This is a genomic window from Bacillus sp. 522_BSPC (assembly GCF_001076885.1).
GTDB classification, from domain to species: Bacteria; Bacillota; Bacilli; order Bacillales; family Cytobacillaceae; genus Niallia; species Niallia hominis.
The window spans coordinates 1-13,213 of record NZ_JVDT01000274.1 but is presented as its reverse complement, the minus strand read 5'-3'; the positions used below and the strand labels follow the sequence as shown (position 1 = coordinate 13,213).

Annotated in this window: 11 protein-coding genes; 10 read left to right on the top strand and 1 reads right to left on the bottom strand. The window is 36.4% G+C overall.

The features are described 5' to 3' along the window. The first annotated feature begins 103 nt into the window (after positions 1–103). From ADJ83_RS23090 to ADJ83_RS23045, 10 genes are all read left to right on the top strand, one after another. Positions 104–1,204 carry an ABC transporter permease gene (locus ADJ83_RS23090; protein WP_231512514.1) on the top strand — a complete coding sequence of 367 codons (1,101 nt, stop codon included), beginning with the start codon at positions 104–106 and terminating at the stop codon, positions 1,202–1,204. Continuing rightward, positions 1,176–1,673: a GNAT family N-acetyltransferase gene (locus tag ADJ83_RS23085; RefSeq protein ID WP_031536140.1), complete on the top strand. Its 498-nt coding sequence runs from the start codon at positions 1,176–1,178 to the stop codon at positions 1,671–1,673. Before ADJ83_RS23090 ends, ADJ83_RS23085 begins: the two co-directional genes overlap by 29 nt. A 428-nt stretch (positions 1,674–2,101) precedes the next feature. Then, positions 2,102–3,931, top strand: a complete 1,830-nt coding sequence (locus tag ADJ83_RS23080; protein WP_031536141.1) for a methyl-accepting chemotaxis protein — start codon at positions 2,102–2,104, stop codon at positions 3,929–3,931. 233 nt (positions 3,932–4,164) lie between these two features. Further along, entirely contained in the window at positions 4,165–5,382 is a 1,218-nt protein-coding gene (locus ADJ83_RS23075; RefSeq protein WP_031536142.1) for an MFS transporter, read from the top strand. Positions 5,383–5,508: 126 nt separating this feature from the next. Continuing rightward, complete coding sequence (sspO, locus tag ADJ83_RS23070) at positions 5,509–5,646, top strand: small acid-soluble spore protein O (protein WP_031536143.1); 138 nt, start codon at positions 5,509–5,511, stop codon at positions 5,644–5,646. 165 nt (positions 5,647–5,811) lie between these two features. Next, positions 5,812–7,290 (top strand): bifunctional ADP-dependent NAD(P)H-hydrate dehydratase/NAD(P)H-hydrate epimerase, encoded by a 1,479-nt coding sequence (locus ADJ83_RS23065; RefSeq protein WP_031536144.1) that lies wholly within the window; start codon positions 5,812–5,814, stop codon positions 7,288–7,290. Between the two features lie 24 nt (positions 7,291–7,314). Continuing rightward, positions 7,315–8,586: a hypothetical protein gene (locus tag ADJ83_RS23060; RefSeq protein WP_031536145.1), complete on the top strand. Its 1,272-nt coding sequence runs from the start codon at positions 7,315–7,317 to the stop codon at positions 8,584–8,586. Between the two features lie 136 nt (positions 8,587–8,722). Then, the gene (locus ADJ83_RS23055; RefSeq protein ID WP_031536146.1) at positions 8,723–10,390 is read left to right on the top strand and encodes a sensor histidine kinase; all 1,668 of its coding nucleotides are present in this window, start codon (positions 8,723–8,725) and stop codon (positions 10,388–10,390) included. Next, positions 10,387–11,115: a LytR/AlgR family response regulator transcription factor gene (locus ADJ83_RS23050; protein WP_031536147.1), complete on the top strand. Its 729-nt coding sequence runs from the start codon at positions 10,387–10,389 to the stop codon at positions 11,113–11,115. The genes ADJ83_RS23055 and ADJ83_RS23050 overlap by 4 nt, the downstream gene beginning before the upstream one ends. 150 nt (positions 11,116–11,265) lie before the next feature. Continuing rightward, a complete protein-coding gene (locus tag ADJ83_RS23045; protein ID WP_031536148.1) occupies positions 11,266–12,495 on the top strand; it encodes an L-lactate MFS transporter in 1,230 nt (409 codons plus the stop codon). Between the two features lie 67 nt (positions 12,496–12,562). On the opposite strand, the gene ADJ83_RS23040 is transcribed toward ADJ83_RS23045, so the two are convergent. Next, positions 12,563–13,078, bottom strand: coding sequence for a DoxX family protein (locus ADJ83_RS23040; protein WP_048719168.1), 516 nt, complete (start codon positions 13,076–13,078; stop codon positions 12,563–12,565). Between the last annotated feature and the right edge of the window lie 135 nt (positions 13,079–13,213).

Sequence of the window (13,213 nt, the reverse complement as noted above, 5' to 3'; positions counted from 1 at the left end):
TTGTTCAAGTCCCCGAAAATCCTTCTAACAGGAATGCTCCTTTAAGGTATTTTTAATCAATTTAAAGGACGGATTCCAACGGTTTAGCTGGAAAAGCCTTTCTTTGCTTCGTCCAGTAATGTGGGTAGGCAAGACGTTTGGCATCCATATGAAGAACTGGAAATTTGCAGTGGGGAGCTTGTTTTTTATCATCGTAATTGGGTATAGCATTCTTTACTCTGTCACAACTAATAATCATGTCGACCAAATGCGCTTACTGTATGCAGAAGATGGAGCGACCCTCCTTGCTGCCATGCCGTTTGCACCAACAGAACCTTTTTTCTTTGGTTCTGATAGACTTGGCTATAGTATCTATGATCAAATTGTTATTGGCGCAAAGTATACCCTATTTTTTGCCCTGCTTATAGCATTTTTGCGTGTTGTTGGTGGATTATTGCTTGCTATAGTTTATTCATTTTTTGTGAAATCTCAAGTACAGCAATGGCTGGCAAAGATGGTGGATTCAATTCACTTTATGCCATTAAGCTTGCTTGCCTATATTTTGCTAAGACCGATTCTATTACCAACTTTTGACGGATTCAGCTATTCCTTTTGGGAAAGAGTCTTTTTAGAAACGATGATTTTGACTTTACTAGTTGTCCCTTTAACCACTGTATTATTAGGAAAAGAAATCAATCGTGTACTTGATTATGAATTTATCGCAAGTGCTAGAGTTATGGGTGGTGGGAAATTTCAAATTTTTATTCGCCATATTCTCCCCCATTTAGGCCCAAGACTTACCATTCTTTTTGGACAGCAATTTATCCAAGTGCTATTAATCTTTATGCATTTAGGCATTTTTGATTATTTCTTTGGAGGTACAAAATTATCCATGGATCCTATGTTTTCAGATCCTCCTAAATCCTCTACCTATGAATGGTCTGGATTAATAGGACAGGTTGGCAGAAGCGCACTTGCTTCTGGACGGTACTGGTATTTATTTATACTTGTTCCCTTTATTATTGCCATTTTTGCGATGCAGCTGATTGTACAAGGGGTAAAAGAGGTTCAGCAAGTAAAAGTGGGAGTAGTCTTTAAACAACCAAGGGCTGAGCGGAAAAAACAAAAGCCAGAAATAAATGCTGTAGCTCCATCTATTTCGAAAGAAAGTTTTACACAGATAGGGAGAGAGTCAAATGGAAATCAGGCAATTACACCTCCGTGATGCTAAAGCATACTTTGCACTAAGATTAGAGGCTCTGAAGACAAATCCTGAAGCATTTGGGTCAAGCTATGAGGAAGAAAAAGACTATCCCATTAGTCGAACAGAGAACCGCTTAACGGATTCATCTGCTTATGTCTTCGGGGCATTTGCGGAAAATCATCTAATCGGTGTCTTAACCTTAATGAAAGATGGGAAACAAAAAATGAATCATCGTGGCCATTTATATGCAGCCTATGTTACCCCTTTACACAGGGGCAAAGGAGTCGGCAAGCAATTAGTGCAAATAGCCATTAATAAAGCAATGGAGTTACATGACATAGAACAGCTATATTTAGAAGTAGTAACAAATAATATAGCGGCCAAAAAATTATATGATTCCTTAGGATTTGAAACATATGGAATTGACCGAAAAGCATTAAAAATTAGTGGGAAATATTATGATGAAGCATTAATGGTTCTTTATTTATAATAAATTTTAGACTGTGGTTAAACTTTTAAAAAAAGTTTGATCACAGTTTTTATTTTTTAATAGGAAAACAGTTTGAAAAAAATAAATATTATCATAAAAAAATATTTAAATATAAACAATTGAGCAAAAAGTCCGATATATTATTTGTAAATAAAATTGAATTATTCTGTAAATTACTTTAATATTGTACATACAAAGTAAAAAAGTACCATGTTTTTAGCGAATCTAATTCTATTTTACTAGTTAGCGGTAGGGTAATGAAATAGATGAAGACACAAACAGAGCATATTATTTTTTTGAAAGAGGAGGGAGTAATCATAAAGAATCAAAATTACTATTTTGGAATATATTAGAATTTTTTTATAAACAGTAAAGAGAAGATAAATTTAGTAAAAGTGGTCCCAAATCTACAAGGGGGAGAACTGGTAATGGCAAAAATAAAGTTTAGAAAACCAAAAATAACTGGTCCAAAGAAAGAAAAAAAACCTAAGAAATCTAGCAAGGTAAGAAATGGGAAGTTTAAGATTTTTGAAAAGTTAAAATTAAATAATCGTCAGCTACATAAGTTAAATAATGTATCAATCGGTTGGAAATATGGATTTACTTTATTGCTTGTTTTCGCACTCTTAACCATTACAACAATTCTAGTAACGACACGTTTAATCCATATTAATGACAGTATTGAGCAATTGAATAAAACCGATGAAAGAGCACTTCTTATAACAGAGATGGGGTCTATTACTCGTGAAAAGAGTATTAGTATCTTAAATTATCTCGACTATCAAAATCCTTCCTATGTAGACGAATATCAAGTGAGCATTACGAAATTTAATGAATATCAAGAAGAGATTAAAAAAGATATCCGAAATGAGGAAGAGCAAGCTTTATTTGATGAAATCGTCGATCGTGATCAGAAAATGAATGAACTATTTAACGATCAAATTATCCCTGCTATGCAAGCAAATGATCGTTCTGCTATTAATTCATTAAGCCTAACGAATACAACGATGCGTAATAGAACGATAACGGCTTTGGATAAACTGCAAGAATTGGTACAAGTTAGTCGTACCAAAGCAGCAAGCGATGCGGTTAATAGTGCGAGTGTTGCAACGAAAACGTTAATTATTTCGATGATAACGGCACTAATTATTGGTACAATCTTAATTATCATTATAAGTCGGATTATTTCTCGTAATTTAAAGCAAGTTGTTCAAGTTAGTGATACGATTGCGAATGGTAATTTAACAGCTGAAAACATTAATTATCAAGGCAAGGATGAGATAGGAAAACTTGCTCAGTCCATGAATAAAATGAGTAGTAACCTTCGAATGGTCATCCAAAAGATATCAGAAGTATCAATCACTGTTAACAAACAGAGTGAGAACTTGTCCCAATCTACGAATGAAGTGACTGCCGGAAGCCAGCAAGTAGCGACTACTATGCAGGAATTATCATCTGGAGCTGAAAGCCAAGCGAATACGGCAAGTGCTTTAGCAGCATCTATGGAATCCTTTTCTGGCACAATAGGTGATGCATATACACAAGGGGAGTTAATTTATCAATCATCTAATAAAGTGCTCGGCATGACGAATGATGGAAGTCAATTAATGGAATCGTCTATTGAGCAAATGAATAATATCAATAAAATTATGAAGGAATCTGTGGAAAAGGTCCGCGGCTTGGATACACAGTCTCAGGAAATATCGAAGCTAGTTTCCGTCATTAAAGGAATTGCCGATCAAACAAATTTACTTGCTTTAAACGCAGCAATTGAAGCAGCACGAGCAGGAGAGCATGGGCGAGGGTTTGCAGTGGTAGCGGATGAAGTAAGGAAGCTTGCAGAACAAGTTGCATTCTCCGTCACAGACATTACAAACATCGTAGGTAGTATTCAAAAAGAGTCAAGTGTTGTTACGGAGTCTTTACAAGGTGGATACGAAGAGGTAATGAAAGGTACGGAACAAATCAAAACTACGGGTGCAACATTTAATGGAATAAAAAATGCTGTAAACGATATGGCAAATAGCATTGAAGTTGTTTCAGAAAATCTCGCTTCCATTTTAGAAACAAGTAAAGAGATGAATCGTTCTATTGAAGATATAGCAGCTATTTCAGAGGAAGCTGCTGCAGGTATTGAGCAAACATCTGCTTCTGTTCAACAAACAAGCAGCTCGATGCAAGAGCTTGCCGATAGTTCACATGAATTATCTAATTTAGCAGTAGAGTTAAATGGACTAGTGAAGGAATTTAAAATTTAGTAATGTTGGAAAGTTGAGAAACGAGATAAAGTTTCTCAACTTTTTTAATGGTTAAGAAGTATACGTTTTTAAAGTTCATTCAGTGTCTAGCTACGGGTACCTTTTGCAGTTATTATTTTTTCGGATAATAAAAATTTCGGGTATAAAAATAAATGGTAGTATGCTATGATGGAGGAAAATAAATCTCATTGGCTTGGTACTTGATTGCTGATGTCTTAGGAGAGCGATACTAAATGGAAATTTGGAAGCGGAATTTACTTGTTTTATGGATAGGGGTTTTCTTTACCTCTGCATCATTTAACATGGTAATTCCCTTTTTGCCAATTTTTCTTCTAGAATTAAATGTTCACGAAAACACAGAAATTTGGTCCGGATTATTGTTTAGTGCAGCGTTTTTTGCAGGAGCATTTGCTTCTCCATTTTGGGGAAGGCTAGCAGATAAATATGGAAGAAAACCGATGATTATTCGAGCTGGATTTGTGCTTTTTGTGGTATATACTTTAGCCGCTTTTGTTACGAACCCATACCAATTATTAGTACTTCGAATAATGCAAGGGTTATTATCTGGTTTTATTCCTGGAGCAATTGCATTAATTGGAACGAATACCCCTTCAGATAAAACAGGGTATGCTTTGTCGATGATCTCTACAGCATCTGCATCAGGAGGTATAATGGGACCACTAATTGGAGGCGTACTTTCGCAATTAGTTGGAAATCGGCTATCCTTTGCGAGTGCAGGACTTCTTGTTTTCATTGCAACATTCTTGATTATTTTCTGGGTAAAAGAGGATAATTTTTCGCCAAGTAAAGAAAAAGGATCTGTAAGAAATGACTTGCGAATAGCCTTTTCCAATAGACCCCTTATGCTAGTACTTCTATTAACAGTGGTCACATCTTGTTCTATTATGACCATTGAACCGATTCTCCCTCTTTATATTTTAGAGGTTGGTGGGTCGATGGATAAAGCTTCCTTATTAGCGGGGATTATCTTCTCACTTCCTGGTATTGCAAGTGTCATCATGGCACCATATTGGGGGAAATGGGCGGATAAGGTTGGATTTAATCGTATCTTATTTATTGGATTATTAGGTGGAGGACTTGGAACATTCTCGCAAATAATATTCAGCAATATTTGGGGCTTCTCGATTACTCGTTTTATTTTTGGCCTTTTCTTTTGTGCTGTTTTTCCAGCATTGAATGGATTGGTTGTAAAATCAACAGCAGAGAATTTCCGTGGCAGAGCATTTAGTCTTAACCAAACAGCAACTCAGCTAGGCGGAATGTTTGGACCGATGATAGGAGGATTTCTTGGAGGGATTTTCCCTGCACAATCTGTTTTTATCGTCACCGGTATGTTGTTGTTAGTAGCAACAGGAATAGCCTATAAAAAAGGAAATGTGTTTAGAACAACCATTAAGCAAAAAGTAAAAATAGTGACGCATGGCAAATAACAGACAGAGACTTCGAATGCATTAAATAGCATGGTAGGAAGTCTCTTTTTTTGTCGCAAAAATTTCACAATTCCTCTTACATATTTCTATTGGGTCAAGAAAGAATAAAAGGTGGAGGTGACAATCATGGCAAAAAATAAAAATAAAAATGCGAAACAAGCAGTGCAGGATGATACATCTCGTCAATTTGACCATGAATTTGCAAATGAGCCATTAACAGCAGCGGAGAAATTAAATAATAAAAAAACGAAGAAAAGACAATAAGCGTAGCTAAAAAGTATCCTTCTAGAAGGGGTACTTTTTTTCTGCTTAATGGGAGGTAAGATTGATTCCTTCTTATAGGAGGAAAATATATGGGGGAAATAGAAGGTAATATCATAAATGATATGGTAATTCGTAATTAGGAATTTTTAGAAAGTGTGGAGAAGGATGGAATATTTACTGAATTGTGAAGAAATGAAAAGATGTGATGTAACGACGATTCAAAAAATTGGCATGCCATCTATGGTTCTCATGGAAAGAGCTGCTCTTTCTGTTGTCGAAGAATTGGACTCATTTGATTTAACTAGAGTACTCGTTGTATGTGGTTCTGGGAATAATGGGGCAGATGGGTATGCAGTGGCAAGGTTATTGCATTTACAAAATATTAAGGTGGATGTTTTATTTGTAGGAGATGAACAGAAACGAACAACAGAAAATAAACAGCAACAGAAAATAGCCGAGTATTATGGGGTAAGCTCAGAAAAAAAGATAGAGAATAATCCATACACAACGATTGTGGATGCCTTGTTTGGAATTGGGTTATCACGTCCGTTAAGTGGAAAATACCTAGAGATAATAGAGCAAGTAAATCAAGCTGAAGGGGAAATCCTCTCTGTAGATATTCCTTCAGGTATTTCAGCAGATAATGGAAAAGTGATGGGAAACGCTATAAAAGCGACACGAACAGTAACATTTGCATTTCGCAAATTAGGTTTAGTCCTTTATCCTGGAGCAGATTATGCTGGGGTTGTGAAGGTCAAAGATATTGGGATTACGGCTAGGGGATTTGAAGGAAGATTTCCTAAAATATATACCTATACAAGGAAGGATTTAGAGAGAATTCCGAGACGGCAATCTTATTCTAATAAAGGTACATATGGGAAAATACTAGTGGTTGCTGGGTCAAAAAATATGAGTGGTGCAGCTTATTTTTCTGCAAAAGCAGCTTATCGGATGGGAGCAGGTCTAGTAAGAATCGTGACTCCAGAAGAAAATCGACAAATACTTCAAACCTTGCTTCCAGAATCCATTGTAACGACATATCAAAGAAGTCAACTAGATGGAGACTGGCTAACAGAGGCCATTAATTGGGCGAGTGCCATTGTAATAGGACCTGGAATGGGTATATCAGAGGAAGCTAAATATTTGTTAAGCAAAGTTCTGTCTATTAGCAAAGTTCCGCTAGTGATAGATGCTGATGCCATTACACTTGTCGCCAAGGAACCGGAGCTTTTGCACGATCATGAACAAAAAATTATTATGACCCCACATGTAGGAGAGATGTCTCGCCTCACTGGTAAACCAATTCCCAAGATTGCAGATGATATTATCGAAGTAGCAGAAAAATTCGCGGCAGAAAAGAAGCTAACATGTGTATTAAAGGATGCAAGAACAATCGTAACAGAGGGTACTGAAGATACGTATGTGAATACATCTGGGAATAATGGGATGGCGACAGGTGGAACAGGAGATGTATTAACAGGAGTGATTGTTGGTTTACTAGCACAAGGCTTAAGGGAAAGAGAAGCCGCTCGCTTAGGTGTCTATATTCATGGGTTGGCAGGGGATGCGGCAGCTGCCCAAAAGGGACCTTACGGAATGTTGGCAGATGATGTATGTGATGCGATAAATGAGGTAGTGAGATAAAATAATAGTAAAGGGGAAAGAAAAATGGACGCGCGGATTAAAGAACTAGTAGACTTGGCAAAAAAACAATGGGGACTAGCGGAATATTACCTAGGGAGGTATCGATTATTTAGAAGGATAATGTTAGATGGGGAGACATTGTATCTCTTAAATATGGAATGGTTTCCTAATATATATGCCGATTGGACAGATGAGGAGAATCCTGAAGGGACAGCTTCTATCGATATAAACATCCATACAAAGGAGTTCCAATCTGTTATTTTTGTACAGGGGGTGACCTATGCGGAAAATGGAGTTGTTTTTGCATATAAAGATATAAAAGAGGTGAAGGATTGGCTCACTGCTTTCACTGGGTTAAGTATTGAGAAAGATTTTGTTTGCAAGCAAACAGACGAAAGGAGGTATTATTTTGAGGAACAGTGGAATGGTGTTCCGTTATCCCCATCTTGTTCGATAAATGTAGAGTTTAATGAAAACGGAGAGTTAACATTCTATTCGCAAAATATAAGTGTGTTAACGAATAAGAAAGAATTAGAGGAAGAATATTCCTTATCGCTAGATGCCATAGAGGATATAGCGAGAGAACAGGTTGTTTTAGCTAATTTTCCTGAAGAGGATGGTAGGAAAATCGTATATGGAGTAGAAGAAACATACATCAGAAATGATGATAAAGGTAAGCTGCCATTTATGCAGCAGCATGTTGGTTTTCAAAAAAATTTCAACAAAGAAATCAAATGGCAGAAAACAAAGAAGGATTGCTTTAAGAGAAAGTTCTTACATTGGGAGGATGAAGTGAGTGTAGAGGATGCTTATTTAAAAGTGAAGCATCCAGACTCCTTGCCAATCACGGATGAACTTGCAGAAAAATGCATCCAAGAAGTAACAGATTTTTTGCGCATGAAGTATCCGAATGATTCAGGGAAATGGACACTTACTTATTTATCTCGGGAAAATTCCTATTTGCATGCATACCTAGAGCAAAGTACTGCTTCAACGCTTTTTCCAGGGAAGCTAATCGTTTTTCTAGATACAGATGGAGAGGTAGTAAATTATATGAACAAGAAGGAATTATGGGATGAAATAATGGATGCGAAACAAGAAGAAACGATTGAGATGAAGGTGAGTAAAGAGGAAGCTTTTGATAAGCTAAAGCCATATTTCACGCTAACTCCCTACTATGTGTATGATGCACATGATAAAAAGTGGTTTCTATGCGGAAAATTAGACTGTGATTACTTTATAGATGTGGAAAGTGGAGAAATCAGCACGTTAGATAATGCTTTCTTTATTAATTGATAAGAAATGGTTCGTCAAAAGTTATTTTTAATAGTAGGCTCTTTTATAACGAAACATTCATTTTACTGTGATGGAAAATAAACGATATAATTTCGTTACAAACACCAAAGATTTTAAAACAGAAGGAGGAAGAAGAATGGACTCTTCCCTTGAATTACAAATGCTTATTCAGTTATTTGAGCGAGCTGCACTTTTACTTTTAACCTTATTTTTTATGACTAGAGTTCCAAAATTCAAAGAAACGTTGCAAAAGGATCATCATTCCCCAACAGAGTTAACGTTAATCACGCTGATATTCTGTGCATTTGCCCTATTTGGTACCTATTCCGGTATTGAAGTAGAAGGTTCGATTGTGAATATCCGAATAATTGCGATAATGTCAGGTGGTATCTTGTTTGGTCCATGGGTTGGGATAGTAACAGGGACTGTATCAGGTGTACATCGGTACTTAATTGATATTGGAGGAGTAACCTCTGTTCCTTGTTTAATAACAAGTATTTTAGCAGGTGTAGTATCAGGCTACATTCATCATCAGGTGAAAAAGAATAGTCGTTGGATATATGGGATTGTGGCGGGAATGCTATGTGAAATATTAACAATGATTCTGATTTTATTCTTTGCAGATCCCTTTGATTTAGGACTAGACATTGTATCCAAAATTGCCTTGCCGATGATTTTAGGACAAGTTAGTATCGGGTTAATTGTCTTAATGATTGCTAGTGTGGAAGGGGAAAAAGAAAGAATTGCTGCACAGCAGGCACAGCTAGCCCTTAATATTGCTAATAAAACATTGCCGTATTTCCGTTCCATTAATGGAAATTCCTTACGTACCATTTGTACCATTATTAAAGAGGATATTCAGGCTGATGCCGTGGCAATAACGGACACAAAGGATGTTCTTGCATATGTTGGATTTGGAGAAGAGAAATACAAAATTGGCCAAGAAATTATTAGTGATTTAACAAAAGACACGATTCGAAGTGGGAAAATCACAATCCGAAATAATATCGCTGACCATCACACCCCACAAATTCATTGTTTATTGGTTATTCCATTGGAAGAAAGGGGCGTTGTAACCGGTACCTTGAAAATCTATTATCGAAAGGCCTATACGATTACAAATACGCTCCAAACGATGGCGATTGGCTTAGCACAAATTATCTCTACCCTTATGGAAGTTTCACGAGTAGAACAAATGAAGGAAGAGGCAAATAAAGCGGAACTTAAAGCTTTACAGACAAAAATCAATCCACATTTCTTATTCAATGCTCTAAATGCAATTGCTTCAACGACCCGTCGCAATCCAGAAAAAGCACGAGAATTGATAATTAATTTATCAGGGTATATGCGCTATAACTTAGAGGTAGGAGAAGAGCTTATTGATATACAGCTAGCCCTTCAGCAAGTAAGAGACTATATCCAAATTGAAAAAGCGCGTTTTGGGAATAGGCTACAAGTGAACTATGAAATAGATGATACCCATATTAAGCTTCCAAGTCTGCTTATCCAACCATTAGTGGAAAATGCTGTTGTTCATGGAATTTTAAAGCGGAAGGGACCTGGAGTTATCACAATTGCAGTCAAAGATTTAGGAGAAAAGGTTCGCGTTAGTGTACGAGATACAGGCGAAGGTATTGCTCAGGAAGTAATTGATCGCCTCGCGAAAGAAGAAGTATCATCAAAACAGATCGGTTTAACGAATGTCCATCAACGAGTAAAATTAACCTATGGAACAGGCTTAGTCATTCGAAGATTAGAGCCAGGTACGGAAGTTTATTTTGATATAACGAAGGTGATAGCATGAAAGCAATAATTGTAGAGGATGAAATTCCAGCAAAAGACGAATTAGAATATTTAATTCAGACACATAGCAGGATTGAAATTGTTGCCTCATTTGAGGATGGTCTAGATGTGCTTAAATTTTTACAAGAGAATGAAGTCGATGCCATTTTCTTGGATATTAATATTCCGTCTTTAGATGGAATGCTCTTAGCAAGCAATATTAGTAAATTTGCCAAAAAGCCTTATATTATTTTCACGACAGCCTATAAGGAGCATGCAGCACAGGCTTTTGAATTAGAAGCATTTGATTATATTTTAAAGCCCTACGAAGAAAAGCGTATAGCAGCGATGCTTGCAAAATTAGAATCAGCATATCAAAGGGAAAGTAAGGGATCAGAAGAAGTCACAACAGAGGTAAATCGTCGTATCAATCTGCGCAAAAATGAAAATATTATTGTGACAGATGTAAATGATATTTATTTTGCAGAAGCAAGTGAAAAAGTAACAGTAGTTTATACAAAATCAGAAGAATATATGATGCAAATGAGCATTTCTGATTTTCACGATAAATTGCCACAGGATACTTTTTTTCGCTGCCACCGATCCTATACGGTGAACCTTTCGAAAATCCATGAAATTGTGCCATGGTTTAATCATACTTATCTCGTTCGATTAAAGGATATGAAGGCAGAAATACCAGTTAGCAGAAGTAAAGCGAAAGCATTTCGACAACTTATGCATCTGTAATTACCATTCATTCCGAATATAGGGCATTTCATTCTGATACCGGTTTCAAAAAGCTTTCAGGCGGTATAATTTAACTATAAATAGAAAGCATAAACAACCTTTTATAGTAGAAAATACTGTTTATAAACCGAGTAGAAAGAGGAGATCGGAATGAAAGAACGAAATGGAAGTCGCCTTCTTATAGTTATTGGTACAATTATTGTTCAAATGGGATTAGGAACCATTTATACATGGAGCTTATTCAATCAACCGCTCGTTGATAAATTTGGCTGGGATATAAGTGCAACTGCAATTACTTTTTCGATTACAAGTTTTGCACTAGCATTTGCTACTCTTTTTGCAGGCAAGCTACAAGATAAATGGGGATTGCGTCGCTTAATTGCTATCGCTGGAATTTTCCTCGGTGGAGGATTAATGTTAAGCTCTCAAGTATCTTCTTTATGGATGTTATATCTTGTTGCAGGAGTAATCGTTGGTTTTGCCGACGGTACTGCATATATTACTTCCCTATCAAATTTAATTAAATGGTTCCCTGAGAAAAAAGGATTGATATCTGGTATTTCTGTAGGGGCATATGGAACCGGTAGCCTTGTTTTCAAATATTTAAATGCAAGTTTTATTGAATCATTTGGTGTTTCAACAGCCTTTTTAATCTGGGGTATTATCGCATTAGCAATGGTTGTGGGAGGATCATTCCTCTTAAAAGAAGCGCAAGAAGTAGAAACAAAAACAGCGTCAGTAACAGCTCAAAAGAATTACACAGTGAAGGAAATGCTGAAAACGAAACAAGCATACCTACTCTTTGTTATTTTCTTTACAGCATGTATGAGCGGACTGTATTTAATTGGAATTGTCAAAGATATTGGTGTCAGCTTAGCTAATTTAGATGTTGCGACAGCAGCCAACGCTGTTGCGTTAGTAGCAATTTTCAATACAATTGGACGTATTATTCTTGGAGCATTATCTGATAAAGTAGGACGAATTAAAGTAGTATCTGGAACATTAGTAGTAACTGCTATAGCAGTCACTGTTTTAAATGTAGTGCCATTAAATTTCCCACTATTCTTTGCCTGTGTAGCAGCAATTGCATTCTGTTTCGGAGGAGTAATTACCGTCTATCCGGCCATTGTCGCTGATTTCTTTGGTCTGAAAAATCAAAGTAAAAACTATGGAATCATCTATCAAGGTTTTGGATTCGGAGCACTTGCTGGATCTATGATTGCAGCAGTACTAGGAGGATTCCATGCAACCTTTACGGTTATTACAATATTATGTGTGATTTCATTTGTTATTACATTGATTATTCAGCCACCATATACGAAGACAGAACCGAAAGAGAAAAAGGCACGTCGCCCTGAATTGGCAAATCGCCTTGGGTAAAAACTAAAATGCATAAAGAAAAGAAGTCAGTTATGTTAATCGTAACTGACTTCTTTCTATTAACTGCTTACGCAATTGCTGTTTCTTTTTTGTGTTTATTATTTCTTCTATTGTTCCATTGCTTTTTGATATATGGCATTGCATAACGGTCTAGACCAAATTTACCTGCGTTTGCACCTGCTACGATAACGAATATTGCTAATAGAATCATTTGTCCATTTGTGCTTACTGTTCCACTAAATAAGAAGGCAAAGTTCATGACCATTCCCATCAATGTTGCAAAGCTTGTGAATAAACCTAGGATTAGTGCGATCCCTACTAGAACTTCTCCCCATTGAACCATGAAACTGAATAAATCCGCATTTGGGAGTGCTATATGTTCTAGAAATGTTGCCCACCATCCTTGTACTGCTGGGTGATCACCTGTGCTATTTGCAATTGCCCCTTGTAAAAATCCACTTGCGTCTAAGCCACCACTTGTAATTTTTTCATAGCCTGCATGGATAAATTGATAACCAAGATAAATTCTAAATATCGCTAAAATTCCGGCAACCACTTTATTATTTCTTAATAAGTCTAACATTTTACTCCATCTCCTTAAGATTAGTTATCTGATTATATTGTTCACTATTTCACATTTCTTTTTACAAGATCTTGTTTGTTTCTTACTACACTTATATAATATCACCATTTCCAACGTAATAAAGATGTTTGTGAT

What these genes read in the sequence shown, in the direction of transcription:
- ADJ83_RS23050 (WP_031536147.1), top strand. Translation starts at nt 10,387, where the DNA reads ATGAAAGCAATAATTGTAGAGGATGAAATTCCAGCAAAAGACGAATTA.
- ADJ83_RS23075 (WP_031536142.1), top strand. Translation starts at nt 4,165, where the DNA reads ATGGAAATTTGGAAGCGGAATTTACTTGTTTTATGGATAGGGGTTTTC.
- sspO (WP_031536143.1), top strand. Translation starts at nt 5,509, where the DNA reads ATGGCAAAAAATAAAAATAAAAATGCGAAACAAGCAGTGCAGGATGAT.
- ADJ83_RS23065 (WP_031536144.1), top strand. Translation starts at nt 5,812, where the DNA reads ATGGAATATTTACTGAATTGTGAAGAAATGAAAAGATGTGATGTAACG.
- ADJ83_RS23080 (WP_031536141.1), top strand. Translation starts at nt 2,102, where the DNA reads ATGGCAAAAATAAAGTTTAGAAAACCAAAAATAACTGGTCCAAAGAAA.
- ADJ83_RS23085 (WP_031536140.1), top strand. Translation starts at nt 1,176, where the DNA reads ATGGAAATCAGGCAATTACACCTCCGTGATGCTAAAGCATACTTTGCA.
- ADJ83_RS23060 (WP_031536145.1), top strand. Translation starts at nt 7,315, where the DNA reads ATGGACGCGCGGATTAAAGAACTAGTAGACTTGGCAAAAAAACAATGG.
- ADJ83_RS23055 (WP_031536146.1), top strand. Translation starts at nt 8,723, where the DNA reads ATGGACTCTTCCCTTGAATTACAAATGCTTATTCAGTTATTTGAGCGA.
- ADJ83_RS23045 (WP_031536148.1), top strand. Translation starts at nt 11,266, where the DNA reads ATGAAAGAACGAAATGGAAGTCGCCTTCTTATAGTTATTGGTACAATT.
- ADJ83_RS23040 (WP_048719168.1), bottom strand. Translation starts at nt 13,078, where the DNA reads ATGTTAGACTTATTAAGAAATAATAAAGTGGTTGCCGGAATTTTAGCG.